Here is a 14,513-nt window from a genome sequence, read left to right as displayed (position 1 = left end):
TGGCCATGATCAACGTTCAGCCGTTATAGGCTGGGGCTATCAGAGATTTGCGGTTGGTAGGGAAAGACGGGCGTTTTACCGGGCGAAAAAAATTTTGAAAGGGTGTGCGGCTGGTTAAAAAATAGACAGATTCAACGGCCGAATCGCACCCATCCAGATGGCATGGTCGGTGTGGTCGAGTAGATCGTGACCGGTTTCAGGGTGCAGGAACACCACCAGCCCATGCCGATTAAGCGCCAGCCACGGCAACATCACGGTGATCAATTCGGGGCCGAAGGCCAGTTGGCAGCTCCAGTCCGGGTGCGGGCCGACCGGGCGCTGGTGGACCCGGCCCTGGGTGACGCCAAAGAGCAGCGCGGCCTCTTCGCACATGGCGCGTGCCTGTTCGAGGGTGGAGGCGTCGAAATAGATGTGCGCGTGGTAACCCTTGATTCGGTGCATGTTCACCTCTGGATCGTGAACCCATACAAGCGTTGGCGCATGATAGGGTTCTGCCTGAATATGTTTAACGAGACCCTTATGGCCTGGCCCAACCGCGCTGACATCCTGCCATTTTTATCGTGGTTGCCCAAGCAAACCCGCGCCAGCGTTGGCCGTGATGCGGTCGTAGGTCTGAGCGGGGCGATTCTGGCGTTGCCGCAATCTATCGCCTATGCGCTGATTGCCGGGTTACCTCCAGAATACGGGCTGTATGCGGCGATTGTGCCGGTGATCATTGCCTGCCTGTGGGGCTCTTCGTGGCATTTGATTTGCGGCCCCACGGCGGCGATCTCGATCGTGCTGTTCGCCAGCGTCAGCCCGATGGCGGTGCCCGGCTCGCAGGATTACATTGGCTTGATCCTGCTGCTGACGTTTTTGGCCGGTATTTTTCAGTGGCTGATGGGCCTGCTCAAGTTTGGCGCGTTGGCCAATTTTGTCTCGCACTCAGTGGTACTTGGATTCACGTTGGGTGCCGCCGTGGTGATCGCCTTGGGCCAGTTACCCAATGCGCTGGGGCTGGACATACCGGGTAAAGCAACCGCCCTCGACAGCTTGATGACACTGCTTGCCCATATACGCGAGTTTGATTCGGCTTCGCTGGGATTGGCGCTGGCAACACTGCTGGTGGGGGTGGTGTTCAAGCGCTGGCTGCCGCGCTGGCCGGGCTTAATGATTGCGCTGGTCAGTGCCAGCCTGGTGGTGTGGTGTTGGCCGCAGGTGTTTGGGCATGTACGGCTGGTGCAGTCGTTTGTCGCAAGCCTGCCGCCCTTCAGCCCGTTGCCACTGGATCTGGAGGCCATACTGCGCCTGCTGCCCAGTGCAGTGGCGGTGGGGATGCTGGGGCTGGTGACCAGCTTGTCGATTGCACGCTCGTTAGCCGCGCGTTCGCAACAAATGCTCGATGCCAATCAGGAAATTCGCGCACAGGGTTTATCCAATGTTGTCGGTGCACTGTTCTCCGGGTACCTGTCTTCAGGCTCCTTTACCCGTTCAGGGTTGAGCTTTGAGGCCGGTGCCCGGTCGCCGCTGGCCGGGGTGTTTTCAGCGCTGTGGGTGGCTTTGTTTGCCGTCACCGGGGCAAAACTGATTGCTCATATCCCGATTCCGGCCATGGCGGGCGGCATCTTGTTGATCAGCTGGGGGCTGGTGGACACCCGTGGCATTCGCGCGCTGTGGCGGGTTAGCCGGGCCGAGTTCGCGGTCATGGCGCTGACGTGTGTGGCCACTTTGTTGCTGGAGCTGCAAACGGCGATTTATGCCGGGGTGTTGGCCTCGCTGTTTTTCTATCTCAAACGCACGTCACGGCCTCGCATTCAGCGCTGGCGGGAGGGGGATGATGAGGTATTGCGAGTCGGCGGTTCGATTTTTTTTGGTGCCGCCCATTATTTGCAAGTGCGCCTGCAACGTACGCAGGGAAAGCGGGTGGTGATTGAAGCGCAGCACATCAACTTTATCGATTATTCGGGGGTTGAAATGCTCCATCAGGAGGCCAGGCGGCTGCGTGAGATGGGGCGCAGCCTGACCTTGCGAGGCGCACGCCCGCAGGTGGTGGAGGAACTGAAAAAGCTGGAAGGCGCTGCGAACTGCCCCATTTTGTTTGAAGACTGAAGGAGCGGCCCTCTTTCGCCAAGAGGGCCGATTTCAATAAGGCTTGATGGCTGCCGGGTTCATCATGCGGGTCAGGCCCATGTTTTTCAGGGCCAGTTGCACGGTGCTGCGAATGACCTGCGGGTTGTCGATGGTCATGACTTCGGCCAGCAATTCTTTCGCCCGGCTCAAACTGACCTGACGCAGCATCCATTTCACTTTGGGCAAGTTGGTGGCGTTCATCGACAGGCTGTCAAAGCCCATTGCCATCAGCAAAATGGCGGCCGCCGGATCACCGGCCATCTCGCCGCATATGCTCACCGGCTTGCCCTCGGCATGGGCATCGCGCACGACTGATTGCAAAGCTTGCAGCACCGCAGGGTGCAGGTAGTCGTACAAATCGGCGACTCGCGGGTTGTTGCGATCGACGGCCAGCAGGTATTGGGTCAGGTCGTTGGAACCCACCGACAGAAAATCCACTTGGCGCGCCAGTTCTTTGGTCTGGTACACCGCTGCCGGGATTTCGATCATCACGCCTATCGGCGGCATCGGCACATCGGTGCCTTCGTCGCGCACTTCTCCCCAGGCACGGTGCAGCAAGTGCAGGGCTTCTTCGAGCTCGTGGGTGCCAGAAATCATCGGTAGCAAGATGCGCAGGTTGTTCAGGCCTTCACTGGCCTTGAGCATGGCGCGGGCCTGGACCAGGAAAATTTCGGGGTGGTCGAGGGTCACGCGGATCCCGCGCCAGCCCAGGAACGGGTTGTCTTCCTTGATCGGAAAGTACGACAGTGACTTGTCGCCGCCAATGTCCAGACTGCGCATGGTCACCGGTTGCGGATGGAAGGCGGCGAGTTGCTCGCGATAAATCGCCAACTGCTCCTTTTCGCTCGGAAAGCGCTGATTGATCATGAACGGCACTTCGGTGCGGTACAGACCTACGCCTTCAGCGCCTCGCTGCTGCGCCCGGGCAACATCGGCCAGCAGGCCGGTGTTGACCCACAGCGGCATGCGATGGCCATCCGGGGTGATGCAGGGCAGCTCGCGCAGGGCGTCGAGCCCCTGGGACAACTGACGCTCTTCTTCGACCACCTCGGCGTATTGCTTGCGCAGCACGTCGCTGGGGTTGGTGTAGACCTCGCCGTGATAGCCGTCGACGATCATCTGAATGCCGTCGACCCGGGAATACGGCAGGTCGACCAGACCCATGACCGTTGGAATGCCCATGGCCCGGGCCAGAATCGCCACGTGGGAGTTGCCCGAACCCAATACGGAGACCAGACCGACCAGCTTGCCTTCAGGCACTTCGCCGAGCATGGTTGCGGTCAGTTCTTCGCTGACCAGAATGGTGTTGTCGGGGTAGACCATGGATTGCTGGCGATCATGTTGCAAATAGGCCAGCAGACGGCGCCCGAGGTCACGTACGTCCGACGCCCGCTCACGCAGGTAGTCGTCGTCCATCAATTCAAAACGGTTAACGTGATCCGTGACCACTTGGCGTAACGCGCCCTGTGCCCACTGGCCGGTCTTGATCACATTTTTGACTTCGCTGCCCAGCGAGGCGTCGTCGAGCATCATCAGGTACACGTCGAACAGCGCCTGTTCTTCGGGTCGCAACTGAGTGGCGAGTTTTTTCGACACCGCGCGCATGTCGCTGCGCACGCCTTCGAGGGCCGTTTTGAACAGGGCGATTTCAGCCGGAATGTCGGTAATGGTTTTATCCGGCACCACATCCAGATCGGCGGGTGGCAGCATGACCACCGCCGTACCCACTGCTGCGCCGGGTGACCCCGGTACACCGACAAACTTGGCCTCTTGTATGCCCTTGCCCTGACGCCCAAGCCCGCGAATCGATCCCGTCGCTTCAGCGTGGGCGATCACCCCGGCCAGCTGCGCGCTCATGGTGACGAGGAAGGCTTCTTCGCCCTCATCGAACTGACGGCGTTCTTTTTGCTGGATGACCAACACCCCGACTACACGGCGGTGGTGGATGATCGGTGCGCCCAGAAAGGAGGCGTAGCGCTCTTCGCCGGTTTCAGCAAAGTAGCGATAGCGTGGGTGATCGGCGGCGTTTTCGAGGTTCAGGGGTTCTTCGCGGGTGCCCACCAGGCCGACAAGGCCTTCGTTGGGCGCCATGCTGACTTTGCCGATCGAACGCTTGTTCAAGCCCTCGGTGGCCATCAGAACGAAGCGATTGGTCTCCGGGTCAAGCAAGTAGACCGAGCAGACCTGGCTGCCCATCGCCTCTTTGACGCGCAGCACAATAATGCCCAACGCCGCCTTGAGATCCTTGGCGGAGTTAACTTCCTGGACGATCTTGCGCAGCGTATTGAGCATGGCTCGGGGTCGAACTCCGTGTCAGGCGCGCGTTAAAAGGCGCGGGGCAAGCTCTTTGAGAGCGCGACGGTACACCTCGCGCTTGAATGTCACCACCTGGCCCAACGGATACCAATAGCTGACCCAGCGCCAGCCATCGAATTCCGGTTTACCGGTCAAATCCATCCGCACCCGTTGCTCGTTAGAGACCAGGCGCAGCAAAAACCACTTCTGTTTCTGGCCGATGCACAGCGGTTGGCTGTGGGTACGGACCAGACGTTGCGGCAAACGATAGCGCAACCAGCCTCGCGTACAGGCGAGTATTTCAACATCTTCGCGTTCAAGGCCAACTTCTTCGTTCAGCTCACGGTACAAGGCGTCTTCCGGCGTTTCGTCAGGGTTGATACCGCCCTGTGGAAACTGCCACGCGTCTTGATTGATTCGGCGAGCCCAAAGTACCTGACCAGCATCATTTGTCAGAATAATCCCGACATTAGGGCGGAAACCATCGGGGTCGATCACGGCAACAACCTCGCAAACGCATGTCGCCGCATTGTTCCACAAAGGTTGTTAAAGCAGCAACGCGCCTTCCTGCCTTATGTGCACTCTTATGAAAAGACCGTATTCTTGTGGGCTTTCTACTGACAAGTGCGCGGGTAATTGCAATGCGTCTGGCTTTATTCGACTTGGACAACACCCTTTTAGGCGGCGACAGCGACCACGCATGGGGCGATTACCTGTGCGAACGCGGCATTCTCGATGGTGCGGCCTACAAGGCGCGTAACGACGAGTTTTATCAGGATTACCTGGCCGGCAAGCTCGATAACGAGGCTTACCTCAATTTCAGCATGGCTATTTTTGGCCGTACTGATCGGGCTGAACTGGATCAGTGGCACCGTGATTTCATGCGTGACCGGGTTGAAGGGTTGATGTTGCCCAAAGCCATTGCCTTGCTGGATAAGCACCGCCAGGCGGGTGACACGCTGGTCATCATCACGGCGACCAATCGAGTGGTCACGGCACCGATTGCGCAGAAGCTGGGCGTGGAACATTTGATCGCCACTGAATGCGAAATGATTGAGGGGCGTTACACCGGCAAGGTCACGGATGTGCCGTGTTTTCGCGAGGGCAAGGTGACTCGCCTTACGCGTTGGATGGCTGAAAACGGCCACACTCTGGATGACAGTTATTTTTACAGCGACTCGCTGAACGATTTGCCATTGCTGGAGCAAGTGACGCATCCGGTGGCGGTTGATCCTGATCCGAACTTGCGGGCTGAGGCCCTTAAGCGCGGTTGGCCAGTGATTTCCTTGCGCGATTAACTGCAAAAGCCCCTCACCCTAACCCTCTCCCAGAGGGAGAGGGGACTAAAAGCGAAAGCAGATTTGCGCAACGCTACTGACTTAAGCCACCTCTCCCGCAGGGAGAGGGGACTAAAAGCGAAAGCAGATTTGCGTACCGCTACTGACTTAAGCCACCTCTCCCGCAGGGAGAGGGGATTAAAAGTGAAAGCAGATTTGCGCAACGCCACCGAGTCAGCCCCCTCTCCCTTTGGGAGAGGGTTGGGGTGAGGGAGGGGCTTTAAACCGGCTTGGCGCCCATCAACCCGGCAATGGCGATAAAGCACAGGGCACAAAACACCGCCAGCACCACGCTAAACCCCGGGTGTTTGGCCACTCGGCCCAGTCGCAGGCGATTAAGCCGCACCACCAGCCACAGCCAGCTCAGGCCGCCCAGCAGGTACAAAACACTCCCGGCCAGCAACCACAGCTGACTCAGCGGCCAGCCCGCCATGTGCACCAGAAACCAGCCGCTGACAGGCAATGCCAGCAGGCACAGCCCCATCAAAGCCCATACAAACCCCCACGGACGCCGCAAGGCACCGCCCGCGAGATGTTTATCGCCCGCCCGCCAGCGCCGAATGATCACTATCAATAACGCAAGCGCACTGACAAACAACAGGAGTGTCGAGACGCCGTGCAGCAGCTTCAACGCAGTGAAGGTTTCCATGCGATTTATTCCTTGAGCCTTTCATTCAGCGTAGCGGCTATCGGCCAAGAAACAGCTGATACGCCGGATTGTCGCTTTCATCCCAATACGGGTAGCCGATATCAGCCAGCGCCGCCGGCACCAGATGACGCTCGTCTGCCGGTACTTGCAGGCCCGCCATCACACGGCCATCTGCTGCGCCATGATTGCGGTAATGGAACATTGAGATATTCCAGCGACCACCCAGCTTGTTGAGGAAGTTGAACAGCGCGCCCGGCCGCTCAGGGAACTCAAAGCGGAACAACAGCTCATCACTGACCTTGGCTGCGTGCCCGCCCACCATGTGACGAATGTGCAGCTTGGCCAGCTCGTTGTCCGTCAAATCAACCACCGGAAAACCCTGCTCCGCCAAACTGCTCAGCAATGCACTGCGCGGGTCAGTGACCGGGTGCGTTTGCACGCCGACAAAAATGTGCGCTTCACTGCCCGTGTGATACCGGTAGTTGAACTCGGTGATTTGACGCTTGCCAATGGCCTGGCAGAAGGCTTTGAAGCTGCCCGGTTCTTCAGGAATGGTCACGGCAATGATGGCTTCGCGGCCTTCGCCCAGTTCGGCGCGTTCTGCTACATGACGCAAACGGTCGAAGTTGACGTTGGCTCCGGAGTCGATAGCCACCAGTGTCTGGCCGCGCACCCCACGTTGCTCAACGTACTTTTTGATCCCTGCTACGCCCAAAGCGCCCGCAGGTTCGGTGATCGAGCGGGTATCGTCGAAGATATCCTTGATGGCGGCGCAGATCTCATCGGTGCTCACCGTGATCACTTCATCCACATGGTTTTTGCAAATGTCGAAGGTGTGCTGGCCAATCTGCGCCACGGCCACGCCGTCGGCAAAGATCCCTACTGTCGGCAACACCACACGTTCGCCCGCGGCCATCGCCGCTTGCAGGCAGTTGGAGTCATCGGGCTCGACGCCGATGATCTTGATGTCAGGCCGCAGGTATTTCACATACGCCGCAATACCCGCAATCAGCCCGCCGCCACCCACAGGCACGAAGATCGCGTCCAGAGGGGCCGGGTGCTGGCGCAGAATTTCCATGGCCACGGTGCCCTGCCCGGCAATGGTGTGCGGGTCATCGTAGGGGTGAACGTAAACGTAGCCCTCCTGTTCGACCAGCTGGAGCGAATAGGCCAATGCCTCGGGGAATGAGTCGCCGTGCAACACCACGATGCCGCCACGTGAGCGCACGCCTTCAATCTTGATCTCGGGCGTGGTTTTAGGCATGACGATGGTGGCTTTGACTCCCAGTACCTTGGCGGCCAGTGCCAGGCCTTGCGCGTGGTTACCCGCCGACGCCGTGACCACACCACAGGCGCGCTCGGCGTCGCTCAGGTGCATCAGCTTGTTATAAGCGCCACGAATCTTGAACGAGTAAACCGGCTGCAAGTCTTCGCGCTTGAGCAAAATCTGATTGCCCAGACGCTCAGTCAACTGATTGGCAGCTTGCAGGGGCGTTTCTACGGCAACGTCATAAACGCGCGAGGTGAGGATTTTCTTAACGTACTGTTCGAGCATCGGAAAGCTTCACTGGGCGGGTTGGCAGGGACCAAGGAGTCTAACCCAGCGTTTGCGCAGCAGACCATACGAAATGGAAGGTTTATGGCAGGAGGGCTCTCACCCTTTCCCGTTATGGAAAGGGGAGGCCTTTAATCCCGTATTAACCCACGGTGCCTTCGAAACGACTCGCGCCCGGCAACTCAAGGATCAACTTATCGCCCACATTCAGCGGGCCGACACCCGCCGGGGTGCCGGTCATGATCACGTCACCGGCTTGCAACGAGAAGCACGACGCCATGTGCTGAATCATCGGTACGATCGGGTTAAGCATCATGGAGCTGTTACCGTCCTGAACGACTTCACCGTTGATGGTCAGGCGAATACCAATGTCAGTGAGGTCAGCGAAGGTGCTGCTTTGCACGAAAGGTGCGAGCACACAGGCGCCGTCAAAGGATTTGGCGATTTCCCACGGCAAGCCTTTGCCTTTGAGCTCGGCCTGCTTGTCGCGCAGGGTCAGGTCCAGGCCGGGGGCGAAACCGGAGATGGCGTCCAGGACTTCTTCAGCGCTTGGGTTATTCGACAGTGGCTTGCCGATCAGCACTGCAATCTCGGCTTCGTAATGCACCGAGCCGCGACCTTTAGGAATGGCAAAGCCACCGTCCAGCGCGACAACACAACTGCCCGGCTTGATAAAAAGCAGGGGTTCAGTCGGGATCGGGTTATCCAGCTCTTTGGCGTGTTCGGCGTAGTTACGCCCGATGCAGACCACCTTGCCGATAGGAAAGTGAATCCGGGTACCGTCGACATACTGGTGCTGATAGCTCATTGACCGACTCCGCTGGTGGGTGCTTCAAAGGACTGAACGTGATCTCGTAGCAACTGCCGCAGGCTGCGTCCGGCGGCGTAGCCGTCGAAATGGGAAAACCGCAGTGGCCTGCCTAACCGTGTTCTCAGGATGTACCATCGCTGCGCAATCGAACGCGGCCTGCGGCCGCTGCTACTTGATCAGTGTTGTAGGTTAAACCGCAAAAATCTTGCCGGGGTTCATGATGCCCTTAGGGTCGAATACCGCTTTGAGCGCCTTCATGTATTCGATTTCTACCGGCGAACGGCTGTAGGTCAGGTAGTCGCGTTTGGTCATGCCCACACCGTGTTCAGCCGAAATTGAACCGTTGTACTTCTCGACGGTTTCAAATACCCATTTGTTCACCGTGGCGCACTTGGCGAAAAACTCGTCCTTGCTCAAGTTTTCAGGCTTGAGGATGTTCAGGTGCAGGTTGCCGTCGCCAATATGACCAAACCAGACGATTTCGAAGTCCGGGTAGTGTTCGCCGACGATGGCGTCAATTTCTTTCAAGAACGCCGGGACTTTCGAGACGGTCACCGAAATGTCGTTTTTGTACGGCGTCCAGTGGGAAATGGTCTCGGAGATGTACTCGCGCAATTTCCACAGGTTTTGCAGTTGGGTCTCGCTCTGGCTCATCACGCCATCGAGTACCCAACCTTCTTCCATGCAGTGTTCGAACGTTTCCAGCGCCGCATTGGCCACTTCTTCCGTGGTCGCTTCAAATTCCAGCAGGGCGTAGAACGGGCAGTCAGTGTCAAAGGGCGAAGGTACATCACCGCGTGCCATGACCTTGGCCAGCGCCTTGTCTGAGAAGAACTCGAAGGCCGTCAGGTCCAGCTTGTTCTGGAAGGCGTGCAACACCGGCATGATGGAATCGAAATCCGCCGTGCCCAAGACCATCGCAGTCAGATTTTTAGGCGCGCGATCCAGGCGCATGGTGGCTTCGACCACAAAACCCAGCGTACCTTCGGCGCCGATAAACAGCTGGCGCATGTCATAGCCCGTGGCATTTTTGATCAGGTCTTTGTTGAGCTCAAGCACGTCGCCCTTACCGGTCACGACTTTCATGCCCGCCACCCAGTTGCGGGTCATGCCGTAGCGAATCACCTTGATACCACCGGCATTGGTGCCGATGTTGCCGCCAATCTGGCTGGAACCTGCCGAAGCGAAATCTACCGGGTAGTACAGGCCGTTTTCTTCGGCCAGATTTTGCAGGTGTTGGGTCACGACGCCCGGCTGGCAAACCACCGTGCGGTCGGTCAGGTTGATGTCCAGCACTTGGTTCATGTAATCGAACGACACCACCACTTCGCCATTGGCCGCCACCGCCGCTGCGGACAAACCCGTGCGCCCGCCCGAAGGCACCAGTGCCACGTCATGAGTGTTGGCCCACAGCACGATGGCTTGCACTTGCTCGGTGGTTTTGGGGAACACAATGGCCACGGGCGCAGGGGCGAAATGCTTGGTCCAGTCCTTGCCATATGCATTGAGGGAATCGGCGTCGGTCAAAACCTTTCCAGGTTCAACCAGGGTCTTTAGCTCTTCAATTACGGCAGGATGGGTCATCAACAGAACTCTCGAACAATTCATGGTCATCCTGAGAACGCTTCACGTCGCAGGAATGGGTGTTTAGCGGGGCGCTTATGCTAGCATACGGCCCCCGCGCAGAATCGAGCCGTAGGACGATTCTCGGTGCAGGATTCTCGCCGGTCAGGTCAGCTCAGGCTGTCCAATTCCCTGCCATTTTTCTCTGGGACACAGGTTTACGCAGATGAGCAAGACTTCTCTCGATAAGAGCAAGATCAAGTTCCTTCTTTTGGAAGGCGTCCACCAATCGGCTGTTGAAGTACTTAAAGCGGCTGGTTATACCAGTATCGAGTACATCACCAGCTCCTTGCCTGAAGCCCAGCTGAAGGAAAAGATCGCTGATGCCCATTTTATCGGCATCCGTTCTCGTACCCAGCTGACCGAAGAAGTGTTCGACTGCGCCAAGAAATTGGTTGCTGTTGGTTGTTTCTGCATTGGCACCAACCAGGTAGACCTCAACGCTGCTCGCGAACGCGGTATCGCTGTTTTCAACGCCCCTTACTCCAACACCCGTTCGGTGGCTGAGTTGGTGCTGGCTGAAGCGATCCTGTTGCTGCGTGGCATCCCTGAGAAGAACGCATCCTGCCATCGTGGTGGCTGGATCAAAAGCGCTGCCAACTCCTTTGAAATCCGTGGCAAAAAACTGGGCATCGTCGGCTACGGTTCGATCGGCACTCAGTTGTCTGTTCTGGCTGAAGGTTTGGGTATGCAGGTGTTCTTCTACGACACCGTGACCAAGCTGCCATTGGGCAACGCGACACAGGTCGGCAATCTGCACGAACTGTTGGGCATGTCCGATATCGTGACCTTGCACGTGCCAGAAACTGCAGCGACTCAGTGGATGATCGGCGAGAAAGAAATCCGTGCCATTAAAAAGGGCGGCATTCTGATCAATGCGGCACGTGGCACCGTGGTTGAACTGGACGCGCTGGCCGATGCGATCAAGGACAAACACCTGATCGGCGCGGCAATCGATGTGTTCCCGGTTGAACCGCGTTCCAACGACGACGTGTTCGAAAGCCCGCTGCGTGGTCTGGACAACGTGATCCTGACCCCGCACATCGGCGGTTCCACCGCTGAAGCGCAAGCTAACATCGGTCTGGAAGTGGCAGAAAAGCTGGTCAAGTACAGCGACAACGGTACGTCCGTATCGTCGGTGAACTTCCCGGAAGTTGCCCTGCCTGCTCACCCTGGCAAGCACCGCCTGCTGCACATCCACGAAAACATTCCGGGTGTGATGAGCGAGATCAACAAGGTCTTCGCCGAAAACGGTATCAACATCTCCGGCCAGTTCCTGCAAACCAATGAAAAAGTTGGCTACGTAGTGATCGACGTCGACGCCGAGTCCTCGGACCTGGCGCAAGAGAAGCTGCAAAAGATCAATGGCACTATTCGTTGCCGCGTATTGTTCTGATTGCGCTTCATTGAAAAAGGGAGACCCTCGGGTCTCCCTTTTTTATGGGCGAAACCTTACTTCACATTAACCGTGATTTTTTCCGACACGAGGCTTGGCTTGAAGGGCACATGAACCTGGTTGCCCAGCACCAGCTGCAAGGTGTGTTTGCCCGGTGGCAGGGTCACTTGCGTTTCGGTTTGGGCTTTGCCGAAATGGATGTGGTTGGCATCTGCCGGGATGGGCGCGTTTTCAGCGGGCAGTTGGTCAACGTCGATCAGCAGATGGTGATGGCCTGCGTGCGGAGTGGCTTCGGTAATGGGTGCCAAAGGCATGCCTTCGATGCCGAACTTGACGGTGAAGGTTTGATCAACGGTCGCACCGTCTTTAGGCTCGATGATAAACACCTTGGCACCTTTTGGAGCCGGCTCGGATTCCAGGCCAGCTGCAGTGGCCATGACCGAGGCGCCCATCAGCATAGAAGCCAGCGCAACACGAGACAGTAGAGCTTTCATTTATTTCTCCGGTTTTTTGCGAAATGCGTGGGGGTAAGACAACTTTTTGGCAAAACGCTGTCAAACGCCGCATTCGAACAACATAAAGCAAAGCGCACGCTGAGTGCCAATCGCTGCATCACATTCAAAGGAGTGACCATGCGTTTTCTGTCGGGACTTATGCTTTTATTGCCGCTGGCGAGCCCTTTTGCTCAAGCAGAGTTGATCGACGAGGTGAACGACCGTGGCGAACTGCGTGTTGCCTTGAGCGCCGACCTGGCGCCTTTCAGCTTCAAGCAAGAGGGCCGGTTAACGGGATTCGACGTGGAGCTGGGGGAATTATTGGCCAAAGAGCTGGAGGTTAAACCCTCGCTTCTGATCACGGACAACGATGACCTGCTGTCAGGTGTAGAAAGCGGCAAATACGACGTGGCCATTATCCCTGCCGCTATGCCCCCTGAACATGAGGCTCGCTTCGACTTCACCGAACCCTACAGCTACACCTACTTGCAGTCGCAAGTGAACCTGAGCATCCCGTTTCAGAAAGGTAATCCCGCCTTCCAAGCCAGCTTGAACAAGGCTCTGCAGCGCATCAAAGCTGACGGTCGTCTGGCCGCTTTGTCTCAGAAGTGGCTGGGGCAGGATTCGACCCAGCCGTGAGAATCATCCGGCAGGCAGGGCGTGGGTTTGCCCATTAAGGTTTTAGTGATTTTTGCCCTTGCCCCTGCTGTATGACCCACTGAACCACTTGTGCAGACATCACATCAGCGGCCTGACCGAAGCCGGCTACTACGCTCGGCACTTTTGGATCATTCAACGGCTGGCGAACATCAAATCGTTTGGAGCCGATCACGCGCTGGTCACTGGTGCGCACCAGCCGTGCGTTGTACTGGATCAGTACTTCAGGGTTGTTACCGTTGTAATGGGTCTGGAACGCCAACAGCTCACCGCCTAACTCATAGTCGGCCTGCAAGTTACTGTCATCGGTGCTCAGGCCTTTAATTCGGCCATCCTGCAAAAAGGCATCGAGCAGTCGGTTACGCACCAGCGCCGGTGCGGGGTCGCTCCAGCGTGCGCCCTTGTAATAGCTGACCAGATTGCTCTGCGGTACGACGGCGATGTTCTGGTTGTTCAGCGCCAGGCTGGCCATCGGCTTGTCGAGCCGCAGCGACCAGTCGACTGCACCGCTGCGGCTGGCCACGGGGGCTTGTGCGCTGGGCAGGATGTACTGGTCGACCAGTTGCGGTTTGGGCAAGATCGAACAAGCGCTGAGCAAGCCCAGGCCTACAGCCAAAAACACTGAACCAGCAAGGCGATTGGGACGGATCATGGCGTGAATTCCTTGGTCTGTTCGCGGTTCAGCAAGAAACCGCTTGGATTGGCTTCCAGTCGCCGCGAAATGGCGCGCAACGTACTCAGCGTTTCGCGCAGTTCATTGACCGCTGGGCCAAGCTGGTTAAGCCCTTGCATGCCATTGTTGAGCGAATCCTCGTTGTTGTTGATCAGCGTATTGATGGTCTGAGTGCTCTGCTCCAGCGATTTCATCGCCTGACCCGCGTCGCTGAACATCTGCTGGCCCTTGGTATTCAAAATGCCATTGGCGTTGCGCATCAGCGTGGTGGTTTGCTCCAGCGCTGCCGTGGCCTGCTTGCCAACTAGCGAAAGCTGTTTGAGCGTTTGGGCAATATCGCCACGCTGGCTCGAAATGGCCGACGTCGTCTGTTCAAGATTACTCAGCGTTTTACCAAAGCTGTCGACGTTTTCAGGCGAGAACAGTTTGTTGGCGTTGTGCAGCAACATATTGACGTTGGAAATCACGTCGGTGCCATCGGTGAGCAAGCGCGCAATGGGCGAGGGTGAGGCAACAATCACGGGCAACTTGCCGTCTTTGCCTTTGAGAGGCGGGCTGTTGGGGTCGCCCCCGCTGAGCTGGATGATCGAGGTTCCCGTTACACCGGTCAGTGCCAGTTTGGCCTTGGTGTCGACCTTGACGGGCGTGTTGGCGGCCAGGCGAATCAATGCCAAAACCCGACGCGGGTCTTTGTCATCGAGGCGCAGTTCAATGACATCGCCTACCTTGATGCCGTTGTATTGCACCGAACTGCCTTTGGACAAGCCGCTGACAGCCTCGTTGAACACCACTTCGTAGTCCTTGAAGGTGTTGTCCATGCTCGATTTGGCCAACCACAGGCCAAACAGCATGCCGCCCACCACGACCAGAACGGTGAACAAGCCAATCAGTACATGATGGGCGCGGGTTTCCAT

The 14,513-nt window shown here is 57.6% G+C and carries 14 protein-coding genes; 4 read left to right on the top strand and 10 right to left on the bottom strand.

The annotated features are described in order from the left end of the window. Positions 1-114: 114 nt before the first annotated feature. Positions 115-441 (bottom strand): DOPA 4,5-dioxygenase family protein, encoded by a 327-nt coding sequence (locus FJD38_RS12420; protein WP_122781958.1) that lies wholly within the window; start codon positions 439-441, stop codon positions 115-117. A gap of 78 nt (positions 442-519) precedes the next feature. Here FJD38_RS12420 and FJD38_RS12415 point away from each other — a divergent pair, with 78 nt between their 5' ends. Beyond that, on the top strand, positions 520-2,088 hold the full coding sequence (locus FJD38_RS12415; RefSeq protein WP_146385554.1) for a SulP family inorganic anion transporter: 1,569 nt from the start codon (positions 520-522) through the stop codon (positions 2,086-2,088). Between the two features lie 33 nt (positions 2,089-2,121). Here FJD38_RS12415 and ptsP read toward each other — a convergent pair whose 3' ends face one another. Both ptsP and FJD38_RS12405 read right to left on the bottom strand, forming a co-directional pair. Then, positions 2,122-4,401: a phosphoenolpyruvate--protein phosphotransferase gene (gene ptsP / locus FJD38_RS12410; protein ID WP_122781956.1), complete on the bottom strand. Its 2,280-nt coding sequence runs from the start codon at positions 4,399-4,401 to the stop codon at positions 2,122-2,124. A gap of 21 nt (positions 4,402-4,422) precedes the next feature. Then, positions 4,423-4,902, bottom strand: coding sequence for an RNA pyrophosphohydrolase (locus tag FJD38_RS12405; RefSeq protein ID WP_019828104.1), 480 nt, complete (start codon positions 4,900-4,902; stop codon positions 4,423-4,425). A gap of 143 nt (positions 4,903-5,045) precedes the next feature. Between FJD38_RS12405 and FJD38_RS12400 the strand changes: the two genes are divergently transcribed. After that, the gene (locus FJD38_RS12400; RefSeq protein WP_122781955.1) at positions 5,046-5,702 is read left to right on the top strand and encodes a histidinol-phosphatase; all 657 of its coding nucleotides are present in this window, start codon (positions 5,046-5,048) and stop codon (positions 5,700-5,702) included. A 259-nt stretch (positions 5,703-5,961) separates the two neighbouring features. Here the strand turns inward: FJD38_RS12400 and FJD38_RS12395 are convergent, their stop codons facing one another. The 4 genes from FJD38_RS12395 to FJD38_RS12380 all read right to left on the bottom strand — a co-directional run bounded on the left by FJD38_RS12395 (position 5,962) and on the right by FJD38_RS12380 (position 10,340). After that, a complete protein-coding gene (locus FJD38_RS12395; protein WP_122781954.1) occupies positions 5,962-6,390 on the bottom strand; it encodes a DUF2269 family protein in 429 nt (142 codons plus the stop codon). A 37-nt stretch (positions 6,391-6,427) separates the two neighbouring features. Then, complete coding sequence (ilvA, locus tag FJD38_RS12390; RefSeq protein WP_122781953.1) at positions 6,428-7,945, bottom strand: threonine ammonia-lyase, biosynthetic; 1,518 nt, start codon at positions 7,943-7,945, stop codon at positions 6,428-6,430. Between the two features lie 142 nt (positions 7,946-8,087). Continuing rightward, entirely contained in the window at positions 8,088-8,753 is a 666-nt protein-coding gene (locus tag FJD38_RS12385) for a fumarylacetoacetate hydrolase family protein (RefSeq protein WP_146385552.1), read from the bottom strand. A gap of 192 nt (positions 8,754-8,945) precedes the next feature. Beyond that, complete coding sequence (locus FJD38_RS12380; protein WP_122781951.1) at positions 8,946-10,340, bottom strand: FAD-binding oxidoreductase; 1,395 nt, start codon at positions 10,338-10,340, stop codon at positions 8,946-8,948. 205 nt (positions 10,341-10,545) lie between these two features. Between FJD38_RS12380 and serA the strand changes: the two genes are divergently transcribed. Continuing rightward, entirely contained in the window at positions 10,546-11,775 is a 1,230-nt protein-coding gene (gene serA, locus FJD38_RS12375; RefSeq protein ID WP_048381242.1) for a phosphoglycerate dehydrogenase, read from the top strand. Between the two features lie 56 nt (positions 11,776-11,831). On the opposite strand, the gene FJD38_RS12370 is transcribed toward serA, so the two are convergent. Continuing rightward, complete coding sequence (locus FJD38_RS12370) at positions 11,832-12,269, bottom strand: DUF4399 domain-containing protein (RefSeq protein WP_122781950.1); 438 nt, start codon at positions 12,267-12,269, stop codon at positions 11,832-11,834. A 138-nt stretch (positions 12,270-12,407) separates the two neighbouring features. On the opposite strand from FJD38_RS12370, the gene FJD38_RS12365 reads away from it, so the two are divergent. After that, positions 12,408-12,908: a transporter substrate-binding domain-containing protein gene (locus FJD38_RS12365; RefSeq protein WP_122781949.1), complete on the top strand. Its 501-nt coding sequence runs from the start codon at positions 12,408-12,410 to the stop codon at positions 12,906-12,908. A gap of 34 nt (positions 12,909-12,942) precedes the next feature. Here FJD38_RS12365 and FJD38_RS12360 read toward each other — a convergent pair whose 3' ends face one another. Beyond that, complete coding sequence (locus FJD38_RS12360) at positions 12,943-13,578, bottom strand: ABC-type transport auxiliary lipoprotein family protein (protein ID WP_122781948.1); 636 nt, start codon at positions 13,576-13,578, stop codon at positions 12,943-12,945. Next, on the bottom strand, positions 13,575-14,513 hold the full coding sequence (locus FJD38_RS12355) for an MlaD family protein (protein ID WP_122781947.1): 939 nt from the start codon (positions 14,511-14,513) through the stop codon (positions 13,575-13,577). Before FJD38_RS12355 ends, FJD38_RS12360 begins: the two co-directional genes overlap by 4 nt.

The sequence above is a fragment of the Pseudomonas saxonica genome, assembly GCF_007858365.1.
Classification (GTDB): Bacteria; Pseudomonadota; Gammaproteobacteria; order Pseudomonadales; family Pseudomonadaceae; genus Aquipseudomonas; species Aquipseudomonas saxonica.
This window is presented reverse-complemented; position numbering and strand designations above follow the sequence as displayed.